At 46.7% G+C, this 12,093-nt stretch carries 12 protein-coding genes; 3 read left to right on the top strand and 9 right to left on the bottom strand.

Translation table 11 applies throughout. The features are described 5' to 3' along the window. Positions 1 to 97: 97 nt before the first annotated feature. Positions 98 to 1,594 (top strand): oligopeptide:H+ symporter, encoded by a 1,497-nt coding sequence (locus BIZ37_RS15400; RefSeq protein WP_187462223.1) that lies wholly within the window; start codon positions 98 to 100, stop codon positions 1,592 to 1,594. A 482-nt stretch (positions 1,595 to 2,076) separates the two neighbouring features. Here BIZ37_RS15400 and BIZ37_RS15395 read toward each other — a convergent pair whose 3' ends face one another. From BIZ37_RS15395 to rbsD, 6 genes are all read right to left on the bottom strand, one after another. Further along, positions 2,077 to 3,081 (bottom strand): substrate-binding domain-containing protein, encoded by a 1,005-nt coding sequence (locus BIZ37_RS15395; protein ID WP_187462222.1) that lies wholly within the window; start codon positions 3,079 to 3,081, stop codon positions 2,077 to 2,079. Between the two features lie 44 nt (positions 3,082 to 3,125). Beyond that, positions 3,126 to 4,046, bottom strand: a complete 921-nt coding sequence (gene rbsK, locus BIZ37_RS15390; RefSeq protein WP_187462221.1) for a ribokinase — start codon at positions 4,044 to 4,046, stop codon at positions 3,126 to 3,128. Between the two features lie 192 nt (positions 4,047 to 4,238). Continuing rightward, entirely contained in the window at positions 4,239 to 5,117 is an 879-nt protein-coding gene (gene rbsB, locus BIZ37_RS15385; RefSeq protein WP_039461926.1) for a ribose ABC transporter substrate-binding protein RbsB, read from the bottom strand. Between the two features lie 66 nt (positions 5,118 to 5,183). Continuing rightward, on the bottom strand, positions 5,184 to 6,167 hold the full coding sequence (rbsC, locus tag BIZ37_RS15380) for a ribose ABC transporter permease (protein ID WP_107296076.1): 984 nt from the start codon (positions 6,165 to 6,167) through the stop codon (positions 5,184 to 5,186). After that, positions 6,164 to 7,669: a ribose ABC transporter ATP-binding protein RbsA gene (rbsA, locus tag BIZ37_RS15375; RefSeq protein WP_107296077.1), complete on the bottom strand. Its 1,506-nt coding sequence runs from the start codon at positions 7,667 to 7,669 to the stop codon at positions 6,164 to 6,166. Before rbsA ends, rbsC begins: the two co-directional genes overlap by 4 nt. Positions 7,670 to 7,693: 24 nt before the next feature. Continuing rightward, complete coding sequence (gene rbsD / locus BIZ37_RS15370; RefSeq protein ID WP_039461932.1) at positions 7,694 to 8,113, bottom strand: D-ribose pyranase; 420 nt, start codon at positions 8,111 to 8,113, stop codon at positions 7,694 to 7,696. A 388-nt stretch (positions 8,114 to 8,501) separates the two neighbouring features. Between rbsD and BIZ37_RS15365 the strand changes: the two genes are divergently transcribed. Next, on the top strand, positions 8,502 to 8,747 hold the full coding sequence (locus BIZ37_RS15365) for a hypothetical protein (protein WP_187462220.1): 246 nt from the start codon (positions 8,502 to 8,504) through the stop codon (positions 8,745 to 8,747). Here BIZ37_RS15365 and BIZ37_RS15360 read toward each other — a convergent pair. Continuing rightward, a complete protein-coding gene (locus tag BIZ37_RS15360; protein ID WP_187462219.1) occupies positions 8,744 to 9,565 on the bottom strand; it encodes a TOBE domain-containing protein in 822 nt (273 codons plus the stop codon). The two genes, BIZ37_RS15365 and BIZ37_RS15360, sit on opposite strands and share 4 nt — an antisense overlap. Before the next feature lie 154 nt (positions 9,566 to 9,719). Here BIZ37_RS15360 and BIZ37_RS15355 point away from each other — a divergent pair, with 154 nt between their 5' ends. Then, positions 9,720 to 10,085 carry a DsrE/DsrF/TusD sulfur relay family protein gene (locus tag BIZ37_RS15355; protein WP_187462218.1) on the top strand — a complete coding sequence of 122 codons (366 nt, stop codon included), beginning with the start codon at positions 9,720 to 9,722 and terminating at the stop codon, positions 10,083 to 10,085. A 60-nt stretch (positions 10,086 to 10,145) separates the two neighbouring features. Here the strand turns inward: BIZ37_RS15355 and BIZ37_RS15350 are convergent, their stop codons facing one another. Continuing rightward, positions 10,146 to 10,709, bottom strand: coding sequence for an outer membrane beta-barrel protein (locus BIZ37_RS15350; protein WP_187462217.1), 564 nt, complete (start codon positions 10,707 to 10,709; stop codon positions 10,146 to 10,148). Positions 10,710 to 10,963: 254 nt separating this feature from the next. Continuing rightward, positions 10,964 to 11,992 (bottom strand): LacI family DNA-binding transcriptional regulator, encoded by a 1,029-nt coding sequence (locus tag BIZ37_RS15345; RefSeq protein WP_187462216.1) that lies wholly within the window; start codon positions 11,990 to 11,992, stop codon positions 10,964 to 10,966. Between the last annotated feature and the right edge of the window lie 101 nt (positions 11,993 to 12,093).

Genomic DNA, 12,093 nt, shown 5'->3' with positions numbered 1-12,093 from the left:
GCTATATATTACGTGATTCAATGTTTTAAGGAATATCTTATAAGTTTTACTGAATAATGATTTCAGACTTTGTTGTCTGAATTACGAGGAAAGTTTTATGTCAATCGCATTTTCCCGTCAACCCTCTGCATTCAAGTTGATGTGCATTATTATTTTGCCCGCTATGCTTTCAATGTATGGCTTAGTGGCAATTATTACTGTTTTCATGGTCAACGATCTCGGTATGTCAGAAAGTGATGCCTTTTTAATAAATGGTGCTGCTTCTGCTTTTTCAACGATTATTTATGCCATTGGTGGATATTTAGCTGATAAAGTCATTGGTGTTAAACGGTCATTGATTATCGGCAACCTAGGCATTGTGCTAACCTTACTGCTCTTGAGTTATGCAGCGGCAATAGGCAGTATCCCGCTAGCGATGATAGGGATTGCCGGTGGCGGGGTTAGTAGGGCTCTAGCCAATAACTGTCCTTCCAACTTGATTTCCAAAGCTTACAGGAAAGATGATATTCGGATAGACAGCGCATTTACCCTTTACTACATGATGATTAATATCGGCTCATGTGTTTCTCTTATCATTACGCCGATTATTGCACATAAATATTCCTATTCAGCGGGCTTTGCTATTGCAGCAATGTGGAACGTGATTACTATTGCATTCTACCTGTATAAAAGAGACTGGGTGAAAAATATTGGTGCTGATGCTGATTTCAAAGTAGTTAACTTGAAAACCTATGCATTATTACTGATGGGATTAATCGCTCTGACATTATTAGGTAGTTGGTTAATAACGCACTATAAATTGATGCAGATACTATTGGTTATTGCCCTAGGTATTGCCCTTACATTTTTTATCAACTATATGCGAAAAGAGTCATGGGCCCAACAGAAAAAGATGATAGTCAGTTTAATATTATTAGGGTTCTCAGTAGTATTCTTCATCTTATATAAGCAAATGCCTACCTCTTTAACTTTCTTTGCTATTCATAATACCCGCCATGAATTTCTTGGCATTCCTTTCGACCCCGTCTCAACCCAAGCATTGAATCCATTCTGGATAATTATCCTCAGCCCATTGTTAGCCATCTTTTATGAGCGCAGTAGTGCTAAAGGTAAAGGCGCCTCATTGCCGCTGAAATTTGCTATGGGTATGTTGTTCTGCTCTATGGCCTTCTTGTGTTTAGCCTACGGTGCTAGCTTCATGGCGGACGAGACAGGTAGGGTATCTGCGTTCTGGCTCATTCTTACACACTTGTTCCAAGGTTTGGGTGAGTTGCTGATCAGTGCCTTGGGTATTTCAGTACTGGCGCAATTGGTGCCTAATCACATGATTGGTTTTACGCTGGGCTTCAGGACGTTGACGTTGGGGATTTCTTCGATGGTTGCAGCTAATCTCGCGGTTTATATTGCTGTGCCTGAATCATCAGGAAGTGTGAACTCGCTGCAGACCCTACCGGTATATGCCAGTTATTTCCTCAAAATAGGTATAGGAGCGTGCATCATGGCATTGATTATGTTCATGACGGCGAGGAAGCTCGATAGCTTGATTGAAAATCGAAATGATGAAGAGAAAGAACAGGTCGAGGCTGCAAGTTGACGAGTCTCAATATTAATCAATGACATCACAAAGGGCCCTCGTGGGCTCTTTGTTTATCACAATTTATCGGGGATCTTATCCATCGATGCCATTTTAGGATAAGGAAGAAGACTAAAAGTGGCTGGAGATAAAATCACTTTCCCATTCGGTGGATTTTGAGCCTTTAAATCGGCGCTGTAACCAGTGTGTGATGTTCTTTAGCATTATGATTGCCCTTATTCGCCTTTAACTTATAACTGGCGGTTAGAATTGGCTTTGATTCTCTAAGTTGGGTTTTACGCTCAAGGGGAGAACAGGTCAATGGTTAAGATGTTCGTACTTTGTGAAACAGGAATTTAGCCAACCTTAACCTTTGATGATTGGGGAAGGGCAAAGAAGATAAATGAATAGCAAAAGTAAGCCATGTTTACCGATAACAAAAGAGCCCATCATTGATGAGCTCTTGATTTGTCTGACTATGTCAAAATATCAATGTCGAAGTATCAGTGAATACGTTTGACGCTATCACGTTCTACCAGTGTCGGTTCAAGCTGGATCACCGTATTGGCCTCATGCTTGTTTTGGATCTTGCTTAGTAGGATATCGACAGCCTGTTGGCCTAGCCTGTGCTTCGGCTGGTGGATAGTCGTTAGCGACGGGGTAATGTATTTCGCCAACTTAATATCGTCATAGCCCACAATGGAGAGATCTTCAGGCACGCGGATGCCTTTTTTGCTGGCGGTATTGATGACGCCCATCGCCATCATATCGTTACAAACGAATAAGGCAGTTGGTAGCGGCCCACGGCCGAATACTTCATTAAAGGCGATCTCCCCGCCTTCACACTCGAAATTACCCGAGGCTATCCATTGTTTGTTAACTTCCAGTCCGGCTTCTTCCATCGCTTGCACATAGCCAGACAAACGTTGCTGGGCAGTCAGTTTATCCAATGGCCCTGTCAGGCAGCCAATTTGGGTATGGCCTTGGTCAATAAGGTGCTTGGTCGCTAGGTAGCCGCCATGATGGGAGTTATCTTGGATCTTGTCGCTCGGGAAATCGATAGGGCCCCAGTCCATCACGACTGTTGGCACCGGTTGGTGGCGAGAGAATAGGTCGAAGGCTTGACCATCGACTTCACTGCACATCAATAACAGGCCGTCGACACGCTTTTGCAGCAGGATATCTAGGCTGTCACGCATGCGGGCCAAATCGCCTTCGGTGTTGCACAGGATCAGGTTATAACCTTGTTCATAGCAGCGGCGCTCAACACCTTTTACTACCTCACCAAAGAACGGGTTGGTCGAGGTGGTCACCAGCATACCAAAAGTACGGGTGTGGTTTACCTTCAGGCTGCGCGCCAAGGCCGATGGGGCATAGTTCAGCTCTTTCACTGCCGCCATAACGCGGACAGAAATGTCTTCACTGACAAAGCGGGTTTTATTCAGGACGTGGCTAACTGTCGAAGTCGAGACCCCTGCAAGTTTTGCTACATCTTTGATTGTCGCCATAGGTTCTCCCTGAACCGTGCCCGGTTGGGCACGGTATCAATAACTTATTGGTGCTCAATAAGAAAGCGTTCCACTTCACGGCGGTGTGGAATAGACGTTTGAGCACCCATTCGGGTGACTGATATTGCAGCAGAAGCATGGGCAAAGCGGATAGCGTCATCCATCGGTTTCTTCTCCTGAAGGCCTGTCAGCAATGCACCGTTGAAGGTATCACCTGCTGCGGTGGTATCTTTGGCATCAACACGGAAGCCCGGGACTTGTCGGCCCTGACCGTTTTCGCTGACCCAAACGCCTTGGCTACCCAAGGTGATCATTACCTGTTTGATCCCTTTTTCATGCAGGGCATCCGCCGCTTTCTGCGCGCTGATGGTATCTGTTACCTTGATACCCGTCAGTAGCTCTGCTTCAGTCTCATTAGGGGTAATCATATCAATATGTTGCAATAAGTCATCCGATAATGGTTGGGCAGGGGCCGGGTTGAGGACAACACGAGTACCTGCTTGCTTGGCCACTTTAGCTGCCGCTTCAATGGTAGCCATCGGGGTTTCTAATTGCATCAACAGCGTATCGGCTTGTTTGATAAGGTTATGGTGCGGCTCGATACGGGCTGGGCTCAAGCAGCCGTTGGCTTCGGCGGAAATCGCAATACTGTTCTCACCCGTTGCCGCTACTTGGATCATCGCAATACCGGTTGGCATGTCTTTTTCAATCATCACACCATCGGTGTTCATGCCATCTTTGGCAAAGGTTTCACGCATCTCGTGGCCGAAGCTGTCATCTCCGACGCAGGCAATGAATGCGATATCAGCACCCAGACGGGCAGCAGCGACTGCTTGGTTTGCCCCTTTACCACCAGGGATCACACAGTAGCTATGGCCATGCAGCGTTTCTCCCGGACGTGGGAAAGAAGCAACTTGCAGAACATGGTCGGCGTTCACACTGCCAAGAACGACTAATTTATTCATATTGGGACCTTTTTGATTCTCATTGGCCAAAATGTATGGCTTAGCAGCTGGGAAAGAGGTGTTTGCTAAGCGATAAACTTTGAAAGTTATTGGGGCTGAAACTAAGGCGCGAAAGGTGAGCCATATCGACGCCTTAGCTTCATGCTTTTCCTAGGACCTAGGACCTAGGACCCAGATTCCAGAATCTGTCCCTTACTCCGAAACCACCTTCAGAGGAACTGGGATGTTTGCTTCAACCTGCTCGCCTTTCAGCATCTTGTCTGCAGTCTCTACACCTAGCGCACCGATTAGATCAGGCTGCTGGGCGATAGTTGCACCTAGCTTGCCACGTTTAACCGCCGCGATACCGTCGTCAGTACCGTCGAAACCAACGATTAGGACATCTTTGCCTGATGCTTGAACTGCACGCAGAGCACCCAATGCCATTTCGTCGTTCTGGGCAAATACGGCTTGTACGTCAGGGTTAGCAGCTAGCATGTTTTCCATTACGTTCAGGCCTTTGGTACGGTCGAAGTCAGCTGGCTGGCTAGCAAGTAGTTCCATGCCACTGCCGTCAACCGCTTGCATGAAGCCTTTACCACGCTCACGGGCCGCAGAAGTACCAGCAATACCTTCTAGCTGGATAACGCGTGCTTTTTCACCCACTTTTTCCATGATGAATTTACCAGCCATTTCACCACCTGCCACGTTGTCAGAGGCAATGTGGCTAACCACTTCACCACGGCTTGCGCCACGGTCTAGGGTCAGGACAGGGATGTTAGAGCGGTTTGCCATGCGGATAGCATTGGAAACGGCATCAGAATCGGTAGGGTTGATTAGAATTGCCTTCACGCCACGTACCGTTAGGTCTTCCACGTTCGAAAGCTCTTTGCTTGGGTCGTTTTGTGAATCAAGAACAATCAGGTTATAGCCCAACTCTTTCGCTTTGGCTTCAGCCCCTTCCTTCATGGTAACGAAGAATGGGTTATTAAGCGTGGAGACAACCATTGCCATTGTGTCCTGCGCGGCAGCCGTAGAGCTGAATGAAGCTGACAGTACAGCGGCAGAGATTAGGGTTGCTAACTTTTTCATTCTATTTTCCTTTCTACATATGTCGGGTGGAGGCGGGCAGGGGGCTACCCGCGTACAGAGGTTGTGTTACTTATTTTTGTTATCTACAAGGACTGCCAGCAGAATAACCACTGCCTTCGCAATCATTTGGTAGTAGGAGGAGACATCCAATAGGTTTAGGGCGTTGTTCAGGAAGCCGATAATCAGTGCACCGATTAAGGTACCCATGATGCGGCCTTTACCACCGGCTAGGCTGGTGCCGCCAAGAACAACCGCTGCAATCGCATCAAGCTCGTAGCCCATACCCGCTGTCGGCTGAGCCGAAGACAGACGAGAGGTAACAATGAGGCCAGCAAGAGCAGCTAGCAGACCACAGATGGCGTAAACCCCAATCTTGACGCGATCCACGTTGATACCAGATAGGCGAGCAGCTGATTCGTTACCGCCCAGAGCGTAGATGTAGCGGCCGAAACGGGTGTGGTTCAGTAGGTACCATACCGCAGCAAACACAATGACCATCAGCCAGATTGGCACAGGGATACCCATTGCATAGCCAGTACCGAACCAAGCAAAGCTGTCAGCAACGTCAGTGAAGCCGGTAGATATAGGTCGACCGTCGGTGTAAACCATGGTCACACCACGTAGCAGGGTCATGGTCACCAGTGTGGCAATGAAGGCCTGGACTTTACCCTTGGCGATAATCACGCCACTGATAGCACCCAGAGCAGCACCGGCCAGCAAGGCGGTAGGTACCGCAATCATTACCGGTACTTCCATCGCGATAAGAGAAGCGGCAAATGCACCACACAAGGCAAGGACCGAACCAACGCTCAGGTCAATACCCGCGGTTAAGATAACCAGTGTCATACCCACAGCAATGATGGCATTGACCGAGGTCTGACGCAGGATATTCAGGATATTGTCGACAGTGAAAAAGTTCGGGTTCAGGAATGACACCACGACAATCAGGAATACAAGGGCTATCAGAGACTTCTGCTCGATTAGCCACTCTTTGCTAAATAGCTTGGCGCTACCGGAGTTTTGTTGTTTGGTCATAGCGTTGCTACTCATGCTGCTACCTCGTTGATTTGTTTACCCACAGCGCAGGCAAGAAGTTTTTCTTGGTCGGCATCTTCAGCCATGAATTCACCGCTGATTTTGCCTTCGTGCATCACCAAAATGCGGTCACTCATGCCGAGTACTTCCGGCATCTCAGAGGAAACAAGAATGATGCTCATCCCTTCTGACTTGAATTGGTTGATTAACTGGTAGATCTCTTTCTTCGCACCAACGTCCACACCCCGGGTCGGTTCATCCAGAATCAATACTTTTGGCTTGGTCATCAAACCCTTGGCGATGGCTACTTTTTGCTGGTTACCACCTGAGAGGTTGCCGATGATCTGGTTGCGAGTCGGTGTCTTGATGTTGAACAGGCGGATGAAATCTTCCACTGCGGTGACTTCGTCGTAGTGCCTTAGCTGAACACCTTTTGACAGTTGCTCTAGCGAGCAAATCGACATGTTTTCTTTCACCGACAGACCAAGGATCAAACCATCACCTTTACGGTCTTCAGAGATATAAGCGATGCCGTTGGCCAGTCCGTCTTGTGGACTCAGTGGGTTAATCACTTTGCCATCAAGAACAATGTCACCAGATTCACGCTGAAGGGCACCGTAAATGACTTTCATCAATTCGGTACGGCCGGCACCCATAAGGCCAGAGATCCCCAATATTTCACCGCGATCCAAGGTGAAACTCACCTCTTTAACACCTGAGCCGGAAAGGTTTTTCACTTCAAGGCAAGTGGTACCGTGTTTGACATCAATGCGAGGGTATTGCTCATCCAGACGACGGCCAACCATCATCTCGATCATGGTATCTTCATCAATATCGGCAACAGCACGTTGGCCGATGAACTTACCGTCACGGAGTACCGTAATATCGTCACAGATCTCGAAGATCTCTTTCAAACGGTGCGAGATATATACGATGCCTGTGCCTTCTTCGCGCAACTCATTGATCACCTTGAACAGGGATTCTGTTTCGGTGTCGGTCAGGGCGTCGGTCGGCTCATCCATAATGATGACCTGAGATTTGAAAGACAGCGCTTTGGCAATCTCAACCATCTGCTGCTCACCAAGGCTCAGTTCGCCAAGCAATGTGCGCGAGCTGTGTTTAACATTGAGGCGAGCTAGCAGGGCATCGGCTTCTTTATACATTTGTGCCCATTTGATGCCGCCAAATGCGTTAGTTTTTTCACGGCCAAGGAAAATGTTTTCGGCAATGGTCAACTCAGGGATTAGGTTCAACTCCTGGTGGATAATGCTGATACCTGCTTCCTGTGAGTGGCGTGGGCCATTGAAGTTAACAGGTTGGCCCTGATAACGGATTTCGCCTGCGTCCATATGGTAGATGCCGGTCAACGCTTTCATCAGTGTTGACTTACCTGCACCGTTTTCACCCATCAAGGCCATCACCTTGCCCGGGTAGACATTCAGGCTGGCTTTATCCAGCGCTTTAACGCCGGGGAATGCCTTTTCGATGTCTTTGAGTTCTAGAATTGGCTGAGTCATAGGGAGTCCTTGCAACTAGGCCTTTTAAAACACAACGCCGGCTTGGAAAATAACATTGGCGTATGGGGTGCATTCACCGGTACGGATCACCGCTTTGCTGTTTTGGGTGTGAACTTTGAATGCTTCATGAGGCACATAAGCGATATTGAACGTTTTTCCGCACATCGCTTCTTCTTCGCGGATAAGGGCAATCAGCGCATCGTGGTGCTCAGGGCTGACTTGCTTGAATTCTTCTGCCATCACCACGCCTTCAATCTGCATTTCGCCCAACAACGCTTTTACTGTCTGGATGAAAGTTGGCACGCCAGGGATAAGGGCAAGGTCAATACGTTGGGTTTCATCTGGGATAGGCAGACCGGCGTCACACACAGTAACTTCATCGGTATGGCCAAGAGTGGCTACCAGATATGACAATTCAGAGTTGATGAGTGCGCTCTTTTTCATGCTTGCACCTTAATTATTGATGGTGGTGATGCTTCTAACGTCGTATGCCAACCGTGGCAGTGTCATCCATGTCTTAATCGAACATCGAAACGATTACGCAATCGTTTCGATGGCGATAAATGTAAAAGCAAACGTTTCGATGCGCACTAATTATGGTTGAAAAATGTGATTGGGCTCAGAAGAAATATGCTTTTAATGAATGTTTTTTGTCCGCTATCAACAACTGAATGCAGTAGATATGTGATTTTTATGTAAGGTTTTGCAAAGGGAGCCTGTTTGCTTTGATATTACATGCACTAAAAGCGTATTATTACGGCGTTATATACCCACACCCTTTAAATGGTTTGGGAGTCCCTCTTAGTTCTTCAATCACCTAAATGGATTGTTCGTGATGGTAACCGTACTACAGCTTCAACCTGTTCTGCTCAGTATTGCCCCTGTTTCGGTGGCAGTTATGCTGTACGCGATGAAGAGAAAGAAAGTGTGGTTGATGCGGTTGTCTTTGATTGGCATGGTGATTTCGGTCATTCTGCTGTTCGCATTCCAGTACCTCGATTACCGGTATTTGGAAAACTGCCTCCAACAGGGTGAGGTCTATAATCCGTTGCAAAATACCTGTATCAAATTTAACTAGCTCAGGGTTGCTAAGATAACCTGTGCGCTGGGGAAGACAGCGCAAGCGTCGTCGCCAATGTTCAGTGTTTGAACCTCGTTACTTGCCTGATCAATCAAGGCACAGATCTCATCGTCTTTGTTGAGCGCGAGGGTGACTTCAACCGAGTTTTCATCTCTATCAATTGCTGTCACTTTCCCCTTCAGCCAATTTTGCTCTGGAGAGGACGTCGCTTTTGCATTATCTGGCAGTTCCTGTGGTAGAGAAGAAGGCAGCTTGATATCAATTGCTGGTCCTTTGATAAGTGCTACCACATCTTTGCCCTGTTGCAGGTTCAGCCGGACTGTACTGCCGTGGGTAATGGTTGCGGTCAAAGTTATTCCGCTTTGCAAAACGACAGTGATCAAATCATGCAGGGCGTGATTTTCGATATCTGCGATGGTTCCGAATAGTTGGTTGCGGGCACTGGTCTGCAATGAAAGTTTGCTCATGACCCCGAGCAAACTATGTAGTGGTACACTGTCATCGTTGAGTGCTTCCAAACCCATCGACTGGATCTGATCTAACAGTTCGTACATTTGTACAAGTCGCTGGCCATGCGTCGTCAACGAGGCGCCACCGCCGCCTTTCCCTCCTTTTTCAGACTCGATGAGAGGAGACTCTGACTGTCTATTCATTTCCTTAACGGCATCGTAAGCTGCTTTGTAGCTAAGCCCTGCTTGTTTAGCCCCCTGGCTAATCGAGCCCGTAAAGGCTATTGCTTTTAGCAATGCGATGCGGCGGGGGTTGGCGAACATTTTTCCCTGTTGCGACAGAGTCAGAATTGCATCGAAGTCCATGTGGGGGTTCCTGAACGGCCTTATTGCTAATAACGTGAACTAGCGTGAGTATCTAAGTGCTTAATTAACGTAGAGTATACCTGATTTTCTAACAGGTTTGGCGATCTCCTTTATCGCTAAGTTTACCTGAGCATTCAATAGGATTGTGATTACCATGAAAAACCAACAAACCTTACTGTTCATTCTCAATGATGCCCCATACGGTTCTGAGCGTTCTTTCAATGGCCTGCGCCTAGCCATTAATCTTGGTGAGCAAAGTGAAGCAGAGACTGATATCAAAATTTTCCTGATGTCTGATGCTGTAAGCTGTGCGTTACCGGCCCAAACACCTGGGGAGGGTTACAATGTCCAGCAAATGCTTGAGATATTGCTAGCTCAAGGCGCTGAAGTGAAATTATGCAAAACGTGCTGTAATGCCCGAGGTCTTTCGTCATTGCCTCTAATCGAAGGTGCTGAAATTGGTACTTTGGATGATTTGTCTTATTGGACATTGCTAGCTGATAAGGTGGTTTCTTTCTAACCTGTGATAGGGCGCAAGGGCGAATAATTCGCCCTTGGTAGGCTATTTAACGGCTAAATACTAAAACACCAGCCCCATCTGAATACCGATGACCGGCCTTTTGTCGAGGTGTTTTGGCGTATACCCTTTATTATACCAATCGGCACCCAAGCGGGCACTCAGCATTGTTTCACCCATAGTCGGTTCAGTTGTGGTGTATTGGAGTCCTACTCCAAATGTTATGCCATCCTCAGAATATTTTTCTAGTAGCTGTACTGAGTTATTGCTTACATCATTACGCGTTGATTTATATTTGGCAAAATAGCCACCTAGTTTGGCATAGGAGGAAAAATATTCATTGACTGGATACATGTATAAAGGTGTGAGTGCAACCGAAAAGGAATCCATGCTCTGGTTTATTTTAGAATTTGATGAATAGGAATACATGTCGATATCGTAATCGAATAGCATAGTACTTTCTAAGTGCCACCTGTTGCTGATTTGAAAGCCCGGCGTAAACTGAAACTGGGTGTTGTCATTATTAAACCCTGCCCCAAACATTGTATATATTTCATGGCCTTGGATAAGGCTAGCGGTTGCATTTGTACAGAACAACAGTCCAACAAGAAGTGTGTGCTTTTTCATGGTATAGAATATTAAAACAAAGATATGCACAAATAATACAGTGTTTTTAATTTGGTGGTGAGACAATCAGCGGAATAGGTGCAGTTTATATGTATGGAAATATGTACTGATTTTTAATGTGTATGAGTCGCATGGGCTTATAGAAGGGTGTTATGAATATACTCATGATAATTAACAGAGCAAAAATATTTTGTTTAATTTTTACTCTGAGAAAATTAAGGGTTCAAAGTGCAAAACTATGAACCCTTCTCTTTTTAGGTCTGACTACTTGCGCGTTGTTGTAATTGAAAGCCAACATTAATGCTATTTGTCATTATTGTATTGCCTTGGATTTTTGAGCTGATTAAGTCAGCAGCTTGGTTTGCCATTGCACTGTAATCAACTTCAATCGCTGTGATCCCCGGATAGCTCTGATGGCAAAAAGCCCCCCCATCGAGACAGGTTATAGCCATTGAATTGGGGACTTTTAAGACCCGGCGCTGGCATTCGAACAATGCGCCCATAGCAATGTTTTCGTGGGTACAGATCAGGGCATCGAGTTCTTGCTCCCGAAGAAGAAGCTTGGCCAACCCTTGTGCTCCTAACTCTATACTGGCTTGCTCATGAGAGGTCAGGAAATGATCGGGTGCGAGATATCCTTCTATCATTGCAGCCTGCCAGCCCCTCAATTGTTTATTCAGGATCGCTTGATCACCATGTCCACCGATAAAGCCGATGTTCTTAAATCCCTGTTCTATAAGCTGCTGGGTCAAGACTTTTGCTGCCTGGTAATGATCGACGCCAACATTTAGATCGATCGCCAGTGGCGTGATTTCGTTAACCTCCAAAACTGGGATATTACAGGTTTCAAGTAGCTTGCGACCTTTGGCCGACCTTTCACTACCAAATAGCACAATGGCGGCGGGACTACTGGCCAGAATATTGGTCAGGATTTTCTCTTCTTGATCCAGGACTCCGCCCGTGTAGCTGATTTGAAGTTGGAAATTACGCTTGGCTAGTTGGGTTTGGAAGGGACCGATAAATTGGCAGCAGGCGCTTTCTGTCATGGAAGGAACCAGCATGGCAATAGTATCACTCTGACCAGAAGCCAGTGCACCGGCGGCTTTATTGGGAATATATCCCAGCTCATCGACTGCCTGTTGGATCTTTTCACGCAGTTTATCTGAAACTTGCTCTGGGGTACGCAATGCTCGAGATACCGTCATCGAACCCACACCTGCGAGTTTGGCGACATCTGCAAGTGTTGCACGACCCGTACTTCGACGTTTTCGAGGCTCAGCCATCGAATCTCCCTACATCTTAAAATAGCATTGCTAACCTTTGGCTATTAGCAATGGTATTTTTATCTAAAAATCAGGTGGTTAAATATACCACTTCAATATCT

It is taken from the genome of Photobacterium sp. BZF1, from assembly GCF_014349205.1.
Taxonomy (GTDB): Bacteria; Pseudomonadota; Gammaproteobacteria; order Enterobacterales; family Vibrionaceae; genus Photobacterium.
Note: the sequence above shows the minus strand (reverse complement) of the source record. Positions and strands in the feature narration are given on the sequence as shown.

Excerpts from the sequence above, each read along its gene's own strand:
- rbsK (WP_187462221.1), bottom strand. The coding sequence starts at position 4,046 with ATGAATAAATTAGTCGTTCTTGGCAGTGTGAACGCCGACCATGTTCTG.
- rbsA (WP_107296077.1), bottom strand. The coding sequence starts at position 7,669 with ATGACTCAGCCAATTCTAGAACTCAAAGACATCGAAAAGGCATTCCCC.
- BIZ37_RS15360 (WP_187462219.1), bottom strand. The coding sequence starts at position 9,565 with ATGGACTTCGATGCAATTCTGACTCTGTCGCAACAGGGAAAAATGTTC.
- rbsD (WP_039461932.1), bottom strand. The coding sequence starts at position 8,113 with ATGAAAAAGAGCGCACTCATCAACTCTGAATTGTCATATCTGGTAGCC.
- rbsB (WP_039461926.1), bottom strand. The coding sequence starts at position 5,117 with ATGAAAAAGTTAGCAACCCTAATCTCTGCCGCTGTACTGTCAGCTTCA.
- BIZ37_RS15350 (WP_187462217.1), bottom strand. The coding sequence starts at position 10,709 with ATGAAAAAGCACACACTTCTTGTTGGACTGTTGTTCTGTACAAATGCA.
- BIZ37_RS15395 (WP_187462222.1), bottom strand. The coding sequence starts at position 3,081 with ATGGCGACAATCAAAGATGTAGCAAAACTTGCAGGGGTCTCGACTTCG.
- BIZ37_RS15400 (WP_187462223.1), top strand. The coding sequence starts at position 98 with ATGTCAATCGCATTTTCCCGTCAACCCTCTGCATTCAAGTTGATGTGC.
- rbsC (WP_107296076.1), bottom strand. The coding sequence starts at position 6,167 with ATGAGTAGCAACGCTATGACCAAACAACAAAACTCCGGTAGCGCCAAG.
- BIZ37_RS15345 (WP_187462216.1), bottom strand. The coding sequence starts at position 11,992 with ATGGCTGAGCCTCGAAAACGTCGAAGTACGGGTCGTGCAACACTTGCA.
- BIZ37_RS15355 (WP_187462218.1), top strand. The coding sequence starts at position 9,720 with ATGAAAAACCAACAAACCTTACTGTTCATTCTCAATGATGCCCCATAC.